The 16,347-nt window shown below is 60.4% G+C and carries 18 protein-coding genes and 1 pseudogene; 9 read left to right on the forward strand and 10 right to left on the reverse strand.

The genetic code is table 11. The features are described 5' to 3' along the window. Positions 1-60: 60 nt before the first annotated feature. Positions 61-627 carry a hypothetical protein gene (locus tag AC1DGP_RS33770; RefSeq protein ID WP_441508781.1) on the forward strand — a complete coding sequence of 189 codons (567 nt, stop codon included), beginning with the start codon at positions 61-63 and terminating at the stop codon, positions 625-627. A 380-nt stretch (positions 628-1,007) separates the two neighbouring features. On the opposite strand, the gene AC1DGP_RS33775 is transcribed toward AC1DGP_RS33770, so the two are convergent. Then, positions 1,008-1,190: a hypothetical protein gene (locus tag AC1DGP_RS33775; RefSeq protein WP_441508780.1), complete on the reverse strand. Its 183-nt coding sequence runs from the start codon at positions 1,188-1,190 to the stop codon at positions 1,008-1,010. Positions 1,191-1,579: 389 nt separating this feature from the next. On the opposite strand from AC1DGP_RS33775, the gene AC1DGP_RS33780 reads away from it, so the two are divergent. The 4 genes from AC1DGP_RS33780 (at position 1,580) to AC1DGP_RS33795 (ending at position 5,381) form a co-directional block, all read left to right on the forward strand. Beyond that, positions 1,580-2,410 (forward strand): transglutaminase-like domain-containing protein, encoded by an 831-nt coding sequence (locus AC1DGP_RS33780; protein ID WP_476833172.1) that lies wholly within the window; start codon positions 1,580-1,582, stop codon positions 2,408-2,410. Between the two features lie 166 nt (positions 2,411-2,576). Further along, positions 2,577-3,488 carry a transglutaminase family protein gene (locus AC1DGP_RS33785; protein ID WP_441508783.1) on the forward strand — a complete coding sequence of 304 codons (912 nt, stop codon included), beginning with the start codon at positions 2,577-2,579 and terminating at the stop codon, positions 3,486-3,488. A gap of 258 nt (positions 3,489-3,746) precedes the next feature. Further along, complete coding sequence (locus AC1DGP_RS33790; RefSeq protein WP_476770265.1) at positions 3,747-3,992, forward strand: hypothetical protein; 246 nt, start codon at positions 3,747-3,749, stop codon at positions 3,990-3,992. A gap of 1,005 nt (positions 3,993-4,997) precedes the next feature. Further along, positions 4,998-5,381: a hypothetical protein gene (locus tag AC1DGP_RS33795; protein WP_441508777.1), complete on the forward strand. Its 384-nt coding sequence runs from the start codon at positions 4,998-5,000 to the stop codon at positions 5,379-5,381. A 45-nt stretch (positions 5,382-5,426) separates the two neighbouring features. Here AC1DGP_RS33795 and AC1DGP_RS33800 read toward each other — a convergent pair whose 3' ends face one another. Together AC1DGP_RS33800 and AC1DGP_RS33805 are read right to left on the reverse strand one after the other, a co-directional pair. Continuing rightward, entirely contained in the window at positions 5,427-5,801 is a 375-nt protein-coding gene (locus tag AC1DGP_RS33800) for a phasin family protein (protein WP_441508776.1), read from the reverse strand. 611 nt (positions 5,802-6,412) lie between these two features. Next, positions 6,413-6,577, reverse strand: coding sequence for a hypothetical protein (locus tag AC1DGP_RS33805; RefSeq protein WP_476770269.1), 165 nt, complete (start codon positions 6,575-6,577; stop codon positions 6,413-6,415). 865 nt (positions 6,578-7,442) lie between these two features. On the opposite strand from AC1DGP_RS33805, the pseudogene AC1DGP_RS33810 reads away from it, so the two are divergent. Beyond that, positions 7,443-8,129, forward strand: a pseudogene (locus AC1DGP_RS33810) (response regulator transcription factor); the annotation flags it as partial. A gap of 209 nt (positions 8,130-8,338) precedes the next feature. Next, positions 8,339-8,845: a hypothetical protein gene (locus AC1DGP_RS33815; RefSeq protein WP_476833173.1), complete on the forward strand. Its 507-nt coding sequence runs from the start codon at positions 8,339-8,341 to the stop codon at positions 8,843-8,845. A gap of 117 nt (positions 8,846-8,962) precedes the next feature. On the opposite strand, the gene AC1DGP_RS33820 is transcribed toward AC1DGP_RS33815, so the two are convergent. Both AC1DGP_RS33820 and AC1DGP_RS33825 read right to left on the reverse strand, forming a co-directional pair. Beyond that, complete coding sequence (locus AC1DGP_RS33820; RefSeq protein WP_476833174.1) at positions 8,963-9,232, reverse strand: hypothetical protein; 270 nt, start codon at positions 9,230-9,232, stop codon at positions 8,963-8,965. Next, positions 9,198-9,425: a helix-turn-helix domain-containing protein gene (locus tag AC1DGP_RS33825; RefSeq protein WP_441508772.1), complete on the reverse strand. Its 228-nt coding sequence runs from the start codon at positions 9,423-9,425 to the stop codon at positions 9,198-9,200. The genes AC1DGP_RS33820 and AC1DGP_RS33825 overlap by 35 nt, the downstream gene beginning before the upstream one ends. Before the next feature lie 325 nt (positions 9,426-9,750). On the opposite strand from AC1DGP_RS33825, the gene AC1DGP_RS33830 reads away from it, so the two are divergent. Then, on the forward strand, positions 9,751-10,050 hold the full coding sequence (locus AC1DGP_RS33830; RefSeq protein ID WP_441508771.1) for a hypothetical protein: 300 nt from the start codon (positions 9,751-9,753) through the stop codon (positions 10,048-10,050). Between the two features lie 146 nt (positions 10,051-10,196). On the opposite strand, the gene AC1DGP_RS33835 is transcribed toward AC1DGP_RS33830, so the two are convergent. From AC1DGP_RS33835 to AC1DGP_RS33855, 5 genes are all read right to left on the reverse strand, one after another. After that, on the reverse strand, positions 10,197-10,445 hold the full coding sequence (locus AC1DGP_RS33835; protein WP_476777504.1) for a hypothetical protein: 249 nt from the start codon (positions 10,443-10,445) through the stop codon (positions 10,197-10,199). A 403-nt stretch (positions 10,446-10,848) separates the two neighbouring features. Further along, a complete protein-coding gene (locus AC1DGP_RS33840) occupies positions 10,849-12,999 on the reverse strand; it encodes a mechanosensitive ion channel family protein (protein ID WP_476833175.1) in 2,151 nt (716 codons plus the stop codon). Positions 13,000-13,352: 353 nt separating this feature from the next. Beyond that, positions 13,353-13,619 carry a c-type cytochrome gene (locus tag AC1DGP_RS33845; RefSeq protein WP_476770278.1) on the reverse strand — a complete coding sequence of 89 codons (267 nt, stop codon included), beginning with the start codon at positions 13,617-13,619 and terminating at the stop codon, positions 13,353-13,355. 20 nt (positions 13,620-13,639) lie between these two features. Then, complete coding sequence (locus AC1DGP_RS33850; RefSeq protein WP_476833176.1) at positions 13,640-14,029, reverse strand: hypothetical protein; 390 nt, start codon at positions 14,027-14,029, stop codon at positions 13,640-13,642. 322 nt (positions 14,030-14,351) lie between these two features. Continuing rightward, positions 14,352-15,044, reverse strand: a complete 693-nt coding sequence (locus AC1DGP_RS33855) for a winged helix-turn-helix transcriptional regulator (RefSeq protein WP_476833177.1) — start codon at positions 15,042-15,044, stop codon at positions 14,352-14,354. Between the two features lie 133 nt (positions 15,045-15,177). Here AC1DGP_RS33855 and AC1DGP_RS33860 point away from each other — a divergent pair, with 133 nt between their 5' ends. Then, on the forward strand, positions 15,178-16,323 hold the full coding sequence (locus AC1DGP_RS33860; protein WP_476833178.1) for an acyl-CoA dehydrogenase family protein: 1,146 nt from the start codon (positions 15,178-15,180) through the stop codon (positions 16,321-16,323). Positions 16,324-16,347 lie beyond the last annotated feature (24 nt).

Consider the following 16,347-nt stretch of genomic DNA (forward strand, 5'->3'; position numbering starts at 1 on the left):
GGCCCACAGGGCCATGGCGGACATTGCATCCTTCTGGCACGCTGCCGTCGGAGGATGCCCATGGTCGCGACATCATGCCTGCGCACACTCGCCGACACGGATGAACCTGTCGCTGCCCCCTCGCACGAGGGCCTACCCCCGGCGGGGACTGTCTACGCTTTTCGAACCAGGCCCTATTCCACGCTCGCACCGGCGGAAACCGGGCGATACTCTGCGTTCAAGATCATCGGCCCCAACCAGAAACACGTAGCCATCGCCGTATTGGACGGCGTGTGGGGAGAAGTCCCGACGCTGAAGCAGGCCGAACAGGCGCAAATCCTCAAGGAACATCGATTTGCCCACAACGGACGTTTGGCCGTGTTCGGCGTAATTGCAGATTGGTGGGAACCCGCGGAACTTGATGCCGTAACTTTTCTTGGCAAAATCGACGTCCCAGCCCCTGAAGCAGTACTCGCTGCGAAGATCGCCAGTTCAGCGATCGGTACGAGGTATTCAACTCTTCGGACGATAAATTATGCTGCCGAGGGTGAATGGCGCTGGGGCAATGACCGCGGAGCTCTCTTGGGGGAGGCGAAACTCAGCGCTGCGATTCCGAGACACGGCTCTCCGTCCAACGCTGGCGCATAATCCGAAGCACCGAGGCTTCCGCCTCCAAAAAACAGATCGATTTCTTGCAGTTTTTATCTATTGTAGTCTCTAGGTCATACAATTTGCCTAGAGCCGCTGCGAGCGCCCTTAAAGCTGATCGTTTTTCTTCTTCATCTCATCCAGTTTATCGATGATTTCAATAATTCTCACCATAAGATCGTCGTGGGTTTGCGCAGATGGTTGCTGCGCAAATGCCGCGAATGGTCATGGGATCGGTTCCTGATTTGGCGTGGGGAAACGCAGCCGCCGCGGGCGATCAGCAGTCTAACGCCGGACGGAACCGCCGAGAAGGCAGGTACGTTTCATTTGCGTGCTGGCCACGCCTACGGCGGGGTCTMCGCCCGCCCTTCGAATGAGCCTCACCCCATCATCTTTATAAGCTGCAGGCTTTCGATCTCTGCCTTAAGCTTGGCGACGGCAGCCTCCCCCCGAATACTCTTGACGCCCCTCCTTTCGCGATCAAGCGCGCCCGGGATTCCGTCGAGAAGCTCCGCTCGCAGTGGTTCCGGCAACAAGGGCCCTTCCCGCTCGGTCTCGACCACGGTCGACTTTCGGTGCGACCACCGACGCCTTCGTCCGTCCGGCCAAGTGAGGAGCGCGAAGAACAGAAGCCGGACTATGCGACTGCCGGCTTCCTGAGTGTGATGTTGCCGGAGCGTCGCGGTAATCGCCTGCCCGACTACGGCTCCGGAAAAGCCACTCGTCGTCACGCGCGCTTTTTTGGGCCAAGGCGTAAGCGCCTCTCGGGGGGCTCCGTGAGTTCAAACGGCATCAGCGATTGATTCTGCTGAACGACAAGGGGGATTCGGAGAAACTCTGACCGCAGCAGCATCAAACGCGCCACAACGTCCAAAATGGCTCTATGCGCGCGGAACTACGCCGCTGCTCGATGGGTTTGCGCTAATTAATCCAGCGCGCAAGGACGGCTTCCATGGAAATTAGGATCGGCTATCGGATCGAGATCGTCACCTATCAGCCGACGCCCGCCTTGCTGCTTCTCGACCCCCACCCCAGCCGCGATGGCGACCTGGTGACGACGCCCAAGACAGCCGTCAGGTCCCTGAACGACGGCAGCAACGTGCCGACCGCCAAATATGCGGACGGGTTCGGCAACCGTCGCCGGCGCCTGGTTGTGCCCCCGGGAGGCGTCGAATTCACCAGCGACATGATCATCCGAGATTCTGGCGAGGTCGATTACGTCGACCAAAACGCGCAGGAGGTCTTCGCCGGGGACCTACCGTCCGAGGTCTTGGAATACGTGTTATCGAGCCGCTATTGCGAGGTTGACGAGCTCTCGGCAACTGCATGGAGCCTCTTTGGGAACTGCGCCCCGGGTTGGAATCGGGTCCAGCAGATCTGCAACTACGTCAATGCTCAGATTCGCTTCGACTACCAGTCAGCCCGCGGCACTCGTACGGCGGTGCAGGCCATGACGGAACGGGTCGGGGTCTGCCGTGACTTCACTCACCTGGCGGCCGCGCTGTGTCGCTGCATGAACATCCCCGCACGCTACTGCAACGGCTACCTGGGCGACATCGGCGTGCCGCGTGATCCGGCGCCAATGGATTACAACGCCTGGTTCGAGGCGTATCTCGACGGCGGCGAGTGGTTCACCTTCGATGCCCGGCACAATATGCCCTGCATCGGTCGCATCCTGGTGGGCAGGGGCCGGGACGCCGCCGACATCCCGATGATCCACACGTTCGGCCCGCACATTCTCCAACGCTTCGAGGTCATCACCGAAGAGGTGGTAGCGACCTAAGCKATGCGGCGCTTGCAAACTCTCGATCCGCAGGCCGTGATTTAGGTCGGCACATTCTCCAAAACGCTCTCGCCTAGCGTGCAGCTGGTCTATCTTTCCCGCCGGATTGGCTCGGGTGTTCACAGAGGCCAAGCAAGTCCAATTTGCCGGGCCGAAAGCGATCGATATGACCATATTCTCCGTCAGGCACATCACAAACTATCACTATGCAAAACCGGTGGGGTTCGGTGAGCACCGACTGATGTTTCGCCCCCGGGACAGTTATGACCAGAGGCTACTCAGGGCGACCCTGGTGATTGATCCGGAGCCCAGCACTATCCGCTGGATTCACGATGTCTTTGGCAATTGCGTCGCGCTCGTTCGGATTTCTCGTCCCGCTTCGGAGTTGTGCTTCGAAACCCGGATTCAGCTCGACCACACGCCGCAGGCAACGCCCGATTTCCAGATGGATGAGGAGGCGCTGACGTATCCCTTCGCCTATAGTTCGGACGAAACAGCGGATCTGGCTGGTACGACCGATCGTCACTACCTCGACGACGATGACGAAGTCGGGCGATGGGCCCAGCAATTCGTCAACGTTGGCCGGCGGACTGACACCGGGAAGCTGTTGATGACGCTATGCTATGCAATCCACGAAAGCTTTGCCTATTCGCGTCGTCTGGAGGCCGGAACCCAGCCGCCGCTTATCACGCTACGCCTACGTCGCGGCACCTGCCGCGATTTTGCATTGTTCATGATGGAGGCGGTGCGTTCCCTTGGCTTCGCGGCTCGTTTTGTCACGGGATACATTTACGTTCCCAGCCGCGACACCTCGACCACGCTCGGGGGCGGCTCTACCCATGCTTGGTGCCAAGTCTATCTCCCCGGAGCCGGATGGGTGGAGTTCGATCCAACCAACGGCATCGTCGGCAATCGGGATCTTGTCCGGGTCGCCGTTGCCCGGGACCCTCGCCAGGCGATTCCACTCACGGGAAGCTACTCCGGCCTCGCCTCGGATGCTCTCGGCATGACCGTGCAAGTCAATGTGACTAAGGAAAAGACGAATACAGAGGTCGAAGATCCAGATAAATCGGGGTAAAGCTCATCCTCTCCCAGACCGTTCCGCTTGCCACGTGTCATAGGGTGGAAAAACCAGCTGGAGATTGGCTCTACGGGGTCTCCTCACCCGGCCGACCCTGGGGAGGTCACCGGGGAGCGTCGGATGTGGCCATAGGCAACGTCAAGCATGGCTACTTTGCCCTGGCGTGATTTAGCAATATTTTGGCGCGGTTCAGCATGACACCGTTGGCTGGTCTGGCATGGGGGTGCAACCACACCGCTGCGAAAAGAGCCGACGATGAGCACTAACAGCACCACCAGCTTGATCTGGGCCATGATTGCCCGCAGCAACGGCACGGTTGGCTACCGCGACGAAACCCAGCGCTACATCATCGAAGCAGCGACCGACTGTTTCTACAGGGTCACCTTTTGCAGCAATGACCATTATGAGCTGACGATTGGCCACAGGCAGTCGGTCGCTGAAGCGAAGGCGCTCTGTGAGGCTGACTTTGCCGCGCGGGATGGCAACTACAATTTGGACTAAGCCGCGCGCCCAGAGTGGGCACCGTTCCCCCATGCCGAACGTTGCTTGCCATTCTTCCTCGGTCAGCAACCGGCTCATCCCGTGGCCATCATCGAGTGTGCCCGTACTCGGCCAGAGGTGCGGACACCAAGGAGCCAGCGAAGCTGCTAAGCGGCAAATCCGCTGGGATCGCTGTAGATCGGGCGAGATTTCGCCGAAGGTGAGGCCACGACGCTACAACCTGCCCTGAGCGGCGACATTGGCCTAAAGGACGGCGGGAATAGGCTGTTCCGCATCGCGTCCGAGGCCCGTTTCCATGCGTAGAAAGGGCCGCCTGCTCAGCGTCGCTTTCGACGCCTTCGTTCTGGTCTGACTCGCCGTGACCTGAGCGGGCCGAGGCCGAACGCAAGCTCACTGAGATCGCCAATGATCCACCGAGGCTCTGGTTCTGGACGCCGGCCGTCGAGAACAGCACGGTGTCCGAAGGTAGTTCCACCGAAGCCTTGCACACCGTCAAGGCGAGAGCCTTCGGCAGCTACCTACTACGCATCGATCCCGGCTTCGAGGACGGCAAGGTGAGGCGCGTCGCCGCCGAGGTGGTCTGCCATTGTGTGCCGTCATGTCTGACACGCTCACGCACCCAAGAACGCATGCCCCGCTCCAGGTGATCGTCCATTTCAGCGAAGGCGAGGCCAAGGCCCTGGCCCTGCGGCCGGCGCAATGGGATCGGAAGAAGCACGCTCGCCGCTGGCCAGGGCGCTCGCCCGCGTCAGGGAAGAGATGAACATCGCCAAGTCCGGGCACCGCAACATGACGATGCACGTCAGGCCCCATGTCTGAGACCACCACCTGACTGCAGATGCTCTTCGCGGCGTGGGGAGCGTCGCGCCCAGATGGAGCTGTCAGGCGGGAGAATTGCGAACAAAACTTCCGGAAATTGGAAACACGTTTCCGGGCCGGAAGAACACCCCACGAACGGCTCGGGAACGGCGACATGTGACCGTACTTGAGCGAAGGCCGTGGACCATGAAGGACAAGAAACTGCCGCTCGTCGTCAAGCCGATGCGGGTGAGCTGGCGGCACGGCCATCACCGCAGGGTGCGTTTCGGCAGGGGCCGCGGCGACACGCGATTGAGCATGAACGAGAGCTGGGTCGTCGCCGAGCTGAACTCGCCGGGCATCGACATCGATGCGGACTTCGATGAAGATGAGGACGAAGAGGAGGACGCCGGGCCCCAGCGTTGGCATCGTCGACCTCGATCTCCAAGACGGCTTTCTCGACGACGAACTTCGTGCGCCGGCGCTGTCGACCCGAAGGTGATGGATGCGCAAAATGAAAAGAGGCTCCGGTCAAACCGAAGCCTCCAATCGGTTTCCATAGAGCCTGCCGCAGCCGGGCTTCCTACGTAACTCTATTCACTGGGAGCGCGGCCGCCTTACGGCGGCTGGCCGAAATCAGGCGGCCTGCTTCGTAGCGGCAGCGACCACAGCGGCGGCGGCCGGAGCGGCCTTCGCGACGATGCCCTCGACCGGCTTGTAGGCGTCCTTGGCGAGAGCGGCGTAGAGCTCGCCCATCTTTGTAAGTTGGGCGACCGCGCCCTCGAATGAGGTCTTGACGTACTCGGCCTGGATCTCGAGAGCCTTGTCGAAGGTCTTCACGCCAGCGAGCTTCTCGATCACGGCGGTGCCAGCCTCGAAGGACTTCTTGGCATAGTCGGTGGCCTCCACGGCAATGGTCTGCACGCCCTTGGAGGTGGCGCCGAAGGCCTTCAGGGCTGCGTCGACGTTCTCTTTGGAAGCCTTCTGAAGGGTCTCGAACTTCTGGATCATGGTCTTCTCCTGTGCACCTTTGGTGGCGCTTTAGTGAAGGGCCGGAACGGCCCGACGTGTCGCCCCAAGCTCGTGTGAAAGAGATAACCACCGGGGACTGGTTATCGTATTGTGCGCTGCAGCATTAATGTCAAGAACATGCTGCAGCGCAGCAAACATAGGCCATCCCGATCGCGACAGTTCGGCGTCATTTCGCCCCCCCGGGCCGGCCCGGGCTTGAGGATGCCCGCTCGTTCCGGGTGTACCTGGTTGCGCAAGAGATCTCCTGGCCGGCGCTGAACCAGACGGTGTGCGCGTTTAGAGAACGACACCAGCAGTCAGTGAGTCGGTCGCCGCGTTGCACCATCAAAGCCTGGGATCAAACATCTAGTGAAATTAATTGCACAACAGCGTGAAAAACCCCGTAGACGCCAGATTGCGGATGGCGCTACGGGGTCTTCTGCGCCCGGCTAAAGCTGGGGGGCCGATGCCGGGGAGTCTTGGATCAGTATCGGCTTATTCGTTACCCCCGCTCCTGCCGTCGAATCGACTCAGGGCAAGGTGGTGTAATGCCCCATGGTGCTCACGAAAGGTAGGCTGGTCAAGCGAAGACAAGATTAGCCAAAGCTCTTTCATGCCTCGATCCGTCGGAAGAAGCGTTTGGCTGCGTTGATCTCCGGGCCACTCGTGGCGGCAATGACCAAGCTAAAGCTTTTCGTCGCGGAAATACCGTCGGTCATACTATGCGCGACGGTCGCTGCCGTCATTACATCGAGGGCCTGCACCAGCTTGGGCACTCGGGCATCGATGCCCGAAATTGATCCATATCAACGCGCGCCGATCCGAACGGGCGCTCTAGTCTGGACACTCCGTAAGTGTGAGCAAACGGGTCGGATCGTCGGAGGCTGGGGGGCCGGTCTGACGAACCGGCCCATCGCAATGGGGCGGGCGCCCGGCCTTCTTGCGCAGGCCCAGTTCCGGTCACTAGCCGGTCGAGGTGATAGCGGGGTGCGATGCCTGCCAATGCTCGCATGCGCCCCGCCACCGTCGGCCAGCCCGCGCCCCCGTCAATGGGGCCCCTTGCCCATGCGGGCCGCTAGCCTTGAGACGGCCACGCTTCGAGCAACGCCGCATGGGCAAGGGCAACCCATCCAGGCGCAACTATTCAGCGTGCGTTTCGATGTAGCCAACGACGTGCCCTCAACTGAACTTAACTCGGGGCATTGCCGGGACGGCTGAACGCTTTCGGCTCAGAGCGGAGGCTCGCTTCCACCTCTCGGATCCGGGTCATCAAATCGGAGGTCCTCACGTTCTGCGTCGCCCTTCCCGTCGTCGCCGCCGCCCATCGGGAAAGCAGTCGACATCGGCAGGATGACGCCCTGTACGCCCCAGCCGCACAAGCAGATCGACCCCGACGCGGGGCCATCTACCAAGCGCTTCGGCCCCGGCCGGCGCAAGAATTCCAGCGAAAGATCATGTCTTGATGGCGATCGAAGAACTCTCGCTGACGATATGGCTGATCGTAACCCTTGCGATGAAGTTGGTGGTCTTCCCCGCGGTCGGGGGAAGCCTATTATAAGACCGACCAGCGTAAAAATATGGAATTATTAACCATGCTTCAGCCAACGTTGTGAAGATATCCGCTGCGAATCGGAGTTTGTTATGCGCGTTTTATTGATTGAGGACGACGCATCGATCGCGCAGAGCATCGAGATGTTTCTCACGCTGGAGAACTTCGAGGTCACCAAGTCAGCCTGCGGAGCCGATGGCCTTGCCCTCGCTCAGTCGGCGCGGTTTGACCTGATCGTTCTGGATCTCGGCTTGCCCGACATGCCTGGCATGGAGGTGCTCACGAAACTCCGAGCAACTTCCATTACAACGCCGCTGATGATCCTCTCGGGCATCAACGAGATTCAACAGAAGGTCCGTTCCCTGATTGCAGGGGCGGATGACTACGTGACAAAGCCATTCCACCGAAACGAATTTCTTGCCCGCCTGCGGACTTTGGTGCGTCGGTGTAACGGTACGGAGAACCGCACCGTCCGGGTCGGAGATCTCTGCATCGATCTGGATTCGAAAACGGTTGACGTGGCCGGGAAGCCCGTTCGTTTGACCGGCAAGGAATATGAACTCGTTGCGTTCCTGGCGAGCCGCCGTGGCTTCGCTCTGTCAAAGGAAATGATCCTCAACCACCTCTATGGTGGGATGGACGAACCTGCGCTCAAGATCGTCGACGTATTTATCTGCAAGGTGAGACAGAAGATTGCGGCCATATCGGGCAGAACCAACTACATCGGGACTGTCTGGGGACGTGGCTACATGTTGAATAATGCAGATCCTTCCCTTCAGATGGCTCCATCCGACAATGACGACACCATTGTTATCGACCGCGCCCGCTCGATTGCAATTCAGCCGCGAAATGAGCGTTGCATTTCTACCAAGCCACGGGCTAGATCCGCGATTAACGCAGGCGTTTATTTCAGGAAAAACCAAACGCGAAGAAAAATGACGATGTAATCGATCCAACGTTGATCATTGTTTCGTCTCGGACCGGATCGTTGACCGCCAGCGGCGCACTGTGGATTAATCAGCGGGTCATACTTCCGGGGAGGCTGGCCATGATTGAACGCGTGGTGTCACCGGCCTATTGGGTGCTGACCAAGGCTGCGCGGCGGTTGCTCGCTGTCATCGAGACGGAAATCGGGAGCGGCACCAGCGTGGCGCTGTCTTACGATACCTTCAGGCTGGACCACCGCTTCGGACGGCAGACGCTGTCGCCAAGTCTGACGCTGCTCGATCGTCTCGGCCTGATTGACATCGCGGTGGGGCCGCGCTTCGTCAACGTGTTCTCGCTCTCAGACCGATGGCGGAGCGTCAACGAGGACGAGGCTTTGAGGCTGACGGCACAGGCGCGTGAGTTGAAGCCGCCGCGAACGGCCCGCGAGCCGAAGCCGCAAAGGCCGGCAGCGGCGAAGGCACCGAAGCCTGTGAAGGTCGAGGCACTGCGCAAGCAACGTCAGGAGCCGTCATTGCCGCCGATGCCATGGCGCTGCGACAGCCGATAGCAGGACCGAGGGGACGACTTGCTTGTGCGCCAATCGTTTTTTTAGGCCTTGGAGGCCTGTGTAGCGTCGTGAACATCGGCCGATAGTCATTAGCGAGGCTCTGCTTGGCCTGACTGGCTATGCCAGGTTCCGTTCAATTGCGGATCGGGCGGCTTTAAAGGTTACTTCTGCGTCCGGCACAGCGCCTTGCTGCTGTTCAAGAAGGAGAAGCACGATTTCGTAGATCTCCCTTATGTCGGCGGCTTGCAAAACGCCTTTCTGCACCAGGCAGCGCAGGAGGCCGGCCATGGTTGCGGAGGAGACGAGGTTTGCTGCGGCAATGCCATGCGGCGAGGCAAGGGACATCGCGCGCTCATTGTGTCGCTGGATGTACAGGTTCTGGTACATTGTAGCCGTCCGCTGCGTACAACGTAAGTTTGTTGCGCAACGTGCGGATGGAAATGCCGAGTAGTGAGGCTGCATGGGTGCGGTTGCCGCCGGTTTCCCGCAGCGTTGCCAGGATCAGCTGGCGTTCGACAAAGGCAACTGACAGGCCAACGAACTGATCCACGACGGCTTGAACAGCATCGAGCGCTCGCATGGTTACGGTCCTTTCCAAGCCCCCCGGCTCTAACGGACGCCTCAGAATGGCGCCCGCCGTGGTTAAGAAGTGGTAAATCGGCATGGGGCGGCAAGGGTGCACGGCAGTCTTTGAGCGGCAGGGTCAAGTGCGGCCCGCTTAAAGCCGACTTTCGCGTGGCTGCGTGCCGGGCCCTGCGGGACGGTCCCCCAAGCGGGTACTTTGTGCTGCCCCTGCGCGATATGGACCCCTCACGTGCTTCGAAATAGAACTTGGCGGTTAATGCCAAGAACTTGGCTGCGGTTAATATGGATTCGCGAGCGCCTGTCACACATGGTCCCGGCCTATGAAAGTCCCCGCCCCGCGCTTCATCATTGACGACGACCTGGACGGCCCGATCATTTACAACGACCCGGATACACCGAAGCCTATGTCGAAGGCATGGCGCCTGGCTTGCTTCTTGATAAGCTCCGTGTTGTTAGGGTGCGCCTTGGTAACATTCCTCGCTGTGGCCGATGGGCCGAAGCCTGGCCTAATGTTTATTGCCGCCTTCGGCTTTGCTATCGGCGGCGGCGTTTTATTGTCCTCAGCCCTGTTCCCCAATTTTTCCCTTGCCCGTGCAAGACGCGGTGCGGCCGAGAACTGATATCGTGGCGCAAAAGCTGGCAGACATCAGCGATCGGGAGTTGGATCGCTATTCCGACCCTCGAGCGCTGGTTTCGTATGGCCTGAGCATCCGGCTGGGTTCGCCCTGGTTAATGCGCCGCGCAGGCTTGCCGGCATCGCCTCCGCTTATTGGTTCGCGTGACCCGTGGAGGTGACCTGGTGCACCGACCTCCAGCCCGGGACGCTGATTGCGCCACTCTCGGTCAGCAGGTGCAGGGCAAAGCCGGGCTGAGGCGTGCCGATAAGCCGGCCGGCCACCATGTCGTCGATCCCCTGATGCCGGATCACAACGAGCCTGCCCTCAAGTGCCGCCAGATCGCGCTCCGGCTGGTTGTCAAAATTCAGGTCACCGGCCGCGGTCGAAAACACGCCCATCGCAAAACCTCCCTGATGCGAACGCCGTAACGAACGTCCGGCGGATGCAATCCTGCTTGGGCCGAGGCTGGGAGTAAAGAAGCCGATTTCGTAAGCGACGGGACCGCGAGGGAGGTCCGTGACCGCCCCGCCACGGAACGGGCTGCCGCCGGCGGCCGCGGGGAGGTGATGGAGCGGAGCCAGGCGCTCGGGAAAAAGGCCGGCGAGTGCGTCGAGACCAGCATTGACATTAAGCGTCCAGCGCGCCCCCCTCATCCGTAGGCTCGCACCAACCACCCCTCCCCTACCTTGAGCGACATGCGGCCAGCCGTAATGACCGGCCCCCGATGCCTGACGGCGCATGCTTCACACCCGGCTGCCCGCGTCGCAACACCCTTTTGCCTCAGCCGAAATTAGTCGAGCGCTATCTACCAGCCGCACTTGCCGCTTCGACCTTTGCCGCTTCGACCTTTTGAGCGGTTAGAATCTGCTGGGCGGCAGCAGCTGCTTCTTCGTCGCGACCTTCAACATGGACCGTCGGATGGGCGAACTTGATACCAGCCTGGTCGAACGCCGTCTTGAGGCGCAGAAGCGCTTTGCGACGCACGACCGCTTGTTGGCCTGGCCGGGTCGTCATCTTGAAACGAAGCTGGATGGCATAATCGCCGAACTGCTCGACCCCCTGCATCTTCATCGGCTCGATAATGTCAGGCGCTAAGTCGGGATCTTCGGCAAGCTCCTGACCGATTTTTTTGGAGATTTTCCGCGCCTTTTCTAGATCGCTATCGTAAGTGACATTGATCATGAACTTGTCGATGACCCAGTCTCGGCTCATGTTCTGAACCGCGCCGAGTTGTCCAAACGGAACGGTGAACACTGGACCACGGTGATGGCGCAAGCGGACCGAACGGAGTGAGAATGACTCCACTGTTCCCCTGAAGCTGCCGCTTTGGATGTATTCGCCGACGCGAAATGCATCGTCGAGTAGGTAGAACATGCCGCTGATAATGTCTTTGACCAGGGATTGAGCGCCAAAACCAATGGCGACGCCCAAGACGCCGGCTCCAGCGATCAGGGGGCCGATTTCGAGCCCGAGCGCAGCAAGCGCCGTCAAGCTCGCCATCACCGCGATAACCACAAGCAGGATATTGCGGAAGATGGGCAGCAGCGTGCGAAGTCGCGCCCGACGGATGGCCTCGTCGGAACCGGAAATGATGCTCTCCGTTGGATCAGCGAGGGCGCCGTCCACGGAAACCTTGACGATTTGCCATAGAAAATCGGCCAGGAGAAGAATGACGACGCTTGCCAGCGCACCGCGCAGCAGGCGCATCGGCAGGCTGTCCTGGCTCGTAAGACCGACCAGGTCAACCTGCCAAATATGAGCGAGCCAAAGCGTAGCGGCGCTGAGAATGATCAGCCGCACCCCGCGCTCAAGGCACACCTCAAGGATATTGTGCCTGATCGGCACCAGCCCACCGGTCTCGGTCGGCCTCAGGAGGTGACTGACTGCGTTCCTTCCAATGGAGATGGCTTCGGGCAGCAGAAGCACGAAAACGGCAATCCAGAACATGCCCAGAAGGCCGGAAACCCAGAGAAGCCACAAGACCACAGCATAAGCTGACATGGCGACGCTCTTCGCAATTCTGCCGGATCCAGCCGTGGAGCTGCTATCGCCTTCCGGTCTGTTCCAAATGGCTTCCAGACCAATTGTCAGAAGGCCAAGTCCGAGGAGATAAGCTGCCGCGAAACGGAAATCTCGAGGAAAGCCCAGATCGATCAGAATGCCAACAATCGACCACCCAAATGCGAAGTAGCTGACAAACAAGCCAATGCGCCGCCGCCAGTAGATGGCGTCCTTCGGCTTAACTGGAACTATCTGATGATCCGACCAGGCGCCGTGCGTGTTCCGCGGTGGAAACAAAGCGAAATCCAGCAAAGACCGAGTAGCCCGCGTGACGAGCACGGCCACGAGAAGGGCGAGCATGATCTGCTTCAGGATCGGTGGCCATGCGAACAGCAGGAACGCGCCGAGGCTGCCTGCAGCGAAGATTGCGATTCCGGCAACCAGGGTGGCCAGGCGCAATCCCGCGGTGCGGAATCGTTCCTCAACGGAAAGGACGGGTTTCCTCTCTAGCAAGGCGCGGTAGCGGGCGCTCATGCGGCGATACAATTGCTCGGAACCGACACCGAGAGTGAGAAAGGTCGAAATCATCAGAGCAAGCCGGGCAGCGCTTGTCGTTGCCAGCTCATTTTTCAATAAGCCGGCGGCCCGCGCGAGTTGCGTCGGCAACTGAGGGACTGCGGCGGCGATGGAACCGATATGGTTGCGTACGCTGGTGAGCCGTGTCGCAAGTCGGCTGGACAGGGGCGGCTCGGGAGTTGCTATTGCTGTGGGCAGTGCGGCTGGACTGGCCTCGCCGGATTGCTGGATCCAGCGTCGCACGCTCGGCTCATCGAGCAGGCGCAACAATTCCTTGGCCTGTGGTGGAGGGCTTTCTCCTTGCCCCTGTGCACGGGCGCCAGATATTCCCCAGGTGGCAAGGACGCACCAAATTAATATCAGAAAGCTGCGCATCTGTCCCCCAAGGCAAAGCTGATCAAAGAGTTCAATTCCACCGGATAAGTAGACCGGTGGTGGGCAATTCTGCACTAGAATCGCTGTTAGCAGATCGGCGTGCTACTGGGCAGATGCAACGCGAAACGGTCAGCCGAATGGAATGCCGGTTCGCATATACCCTGACGGATGTCTTATTGTTTTAGCATCATTACCGCGACACCCGCGGCGCGCTGTTGGGTTGGCGCGGAGGTCACGCACGATCCGGACACAGACAAGTAAACTTGCGCGGAACGGCTGGGCCAACCAACGCCCTAGCTTTGCGAAAGGCCAAGGCAGGATCTTCGGCGCAATGCGTCGATAACAGGACATTTCTATCGTGTCGGGAGCGCCGCATAATAGGCAGAGAGCGCAGCGATTTCGGCTGTCGTCATCGCACGCGCCATATAGCGCATCTCCTTGTGCTGACGCTTTCCCGACCGGAACGCCATTATCTGATTGAAGAGGTAGCGTTCATTCTGCCCGGCCAAGTGAGGGACTTCGCTATCCCGTGCGATGCCGTCGTCGCCATGACATGCAGCGCATTGCTCCACCGCGGAGCGCCTTGGTTCGGCGAGTGCTGGAGCGGCGACCAACGCCATTGCCAAGGTCAGTCGAAGAATCACTCTCCTGGCTCCCCGCTCGTTCCATCCGCCGAACCGGCCGCGATGAGATGCTCGGCAGTCGCAATCGCTCGAGTCCGCGCTTCCGGCCAGACCATCGCAGCGAGCAGCGCCGGCACCCACGGCGGCACAGGCAACTCATCATTCAGCCACTCGTGCACACGCTTGATCCGGCCGCCGCAGAACAGTCCCGCGAACCGCTCCGGGCTCAAATCGACCTCATTCAGCCCGAACTGGAACTGAGCACCATCGATATGTGCAGCCTTGGTTTTGGAGAGCTGGATTTGCAGCTTGCGCGCCATGTCAGTGCTTGCCCCTCGTGCCGTCCGTACGCTTCGCCCGCCCACATTTTCGGGAATGAATTCTATGCCCCAAAGAAGCAGCACCATGCAGGCCGGGTCCATCCGGGCATAGCTCTCGCACCCCACGAGGGGAAGTTGGTAGCGMCGCAGATCTTCTGGCYCGGCCCGGTTGGAGAGCGCCGAGAAACATGGCGAACTCGTAGACCTGCCGRACGTMGTCGCGCTGTGCTCRCCGAACCSGCGGATGGTCATCYCGTCSATCATCCGCTGGCGCTGCGGACGGGCGGCAAGCCCGGGCATGTGGCTCTCCAAAGATCAGGGGGAAACGACCCCACAATCCTCGGTTGCAACGCCCTCACGCGAGAACGGGTTGGTCCACTGGTGCTATCCGGAGAGGCACTCCTGGCGATCACTGTACCCGCCTTGGTTCGTGGGCGAAGGCGCTAAGGCCGAGCCATTGTTGCATCGAGCTGGCAAGCGTCGGATTGCCGTCGATCTCCAGCTGTCCGCAGTCCGACTCCTTCTTGATCGTCGTCAGTCCCATCCAGATCGCCGTCATTGTTCGCAAGGAACTCGTGACGAGGAGATCTAACTGATGACCGGGATCGAAATTGCAGAGGTCGACCGTTCCGCCGTCCACCACCAACCACCAGCTCTTTTGCGCCCCTGGCAGCTCTGGGTACAGAAACTGTATCGTGTAGCGGCGTTCAGGCAATAGCTTGGCGTTGAGGCTCCGTCGCATGTCCCACATCAGGAGCGACGGGTCGAGGTTCTTCAATGAGAGCCGCGACTCCATCCAGCGCTGTGCCCAGTTGCCGAGGCCCATGATCAAAGATCTCAGTTCCTCGCCCGCCTCAGACAAGTGATACTCAACCGAGCCGTTTGCTTTGCGCAACACGGTGATCACCTGGGCTCGCTCCAGCTCCTTCAGGCGCTTGGACAGCAGCGCCGGCGACATTCTCGGCACGCCGCGCCGTAGGTCATTGAACCGGGTGCAGCCGCAAAGGAGTTCGCGCACCACCAATGTCGTCCAGCGACTGCACAGGATCTCCGACGCCATCGACACCGGGCAGAATTGGCCATAGCCGCCGCGCTCGTCCATTTCGAACCCCGCTGTTCTCCTGGCGAATGGTACCAAAGCAGCTTCATCCCAAAAGCGACACCAGTACAGTTGCTGAACTGGACCCTCACGGCTTCAACTCCGATCCTTCAGCGTCACAGGAACGGAGGACGCCATGCCGACGAACGTCGCTTCGAAAGTTCAAGCCATCTCAGCTATCGAAAACTCCGGCGTTTGCGCCGACGGTATCGTGGAAACCGCGCACCATCTTTCGCGGAAGCTCGCCGAACGCGCGGCCGAAGTCGACCAGAACGACAGTTTTGTCGGCGAGAACTACACCCTGCTGAAGGAGGCTGGTCTGGTGGAAGCAGGCGTCCCTCGGGAACTCGGCGGCCGCGGCGCCGAAATATCCGAGCTCGCCGAGATGCTGCGCGTGCTCGCGCGTGCGTGCGGTTCCACCGCACTCGCCTTTTCCATGCACACGCATCAGGTCGCCATACCTGCCTGGCGCTGGCGTCACCAGAAGGTGGCCGCCGTCGAGCCTCTCTTGAAGAGGGTCGCGAATGAGAAAATTATCCTTCTCTCGTCAGGCGGCTCGGACTGGATCGGCGGCTCGGGGAAGGCTGTGAAGGTCGCCGACGGCTACCGGATCACGGCCCGGAAGGTCTTCACCTCCGGCGCCGAGGCCGGCGACATTCTAATGACCGGCGCGATTCACGAGGGGGAAGATGGCAGTCGCTCTGTCATTCATTTCGGCGCGCCGATGAACTCCGCTGCTGTAAGCATTGAGAACACTTGGCGCACGCTCGGGATGCGCGGCACTGCCTCGAACGACGTCGTGATCGACAACCTCTTCATTCCCGACGCGAACGTCGCCTTCTCGCGCAAGGCCGGCGAGTGGCATCCGGTCTTCCAGACGATCGCAACGATTGCCTTCCCGCTGATCTACGCCGTCTATCTCGGAGTTGCAGAAAGCGCCCGCGATCTCGCCGTCGAGATCGCGAAGGAGAAGCCAGCACCGGACCTATCCCTCGCTGGCCGCATGGACACCGAATTGCGCGCCGCGCAGCTGGCGCACCGTTGGATGCTTGACACGGTCGCGCGCAACGCCCCGTCCGCCGAGACGGTGAATGAAGTCATGATAGGGCGCAATCTTGTCGCCCGGCATGCGATCGCAACCGTCGACCTGGCGATGGAGCTAGAGCAGGTTCATGGTTTTCCGATTCTGCCGGGATTCCCAAGCGCCGCGAACAGTGCGATTCCTTCCTTGTCTGACGCGGGAGGCCGGGATGGCACGGGCTTACAGCCAGGATTTGCGTGAGCGAGTGATTGCGGCGACCGAGGC

The organism is Allobosea sp. 05T433 (assembly GCF_056396065.1).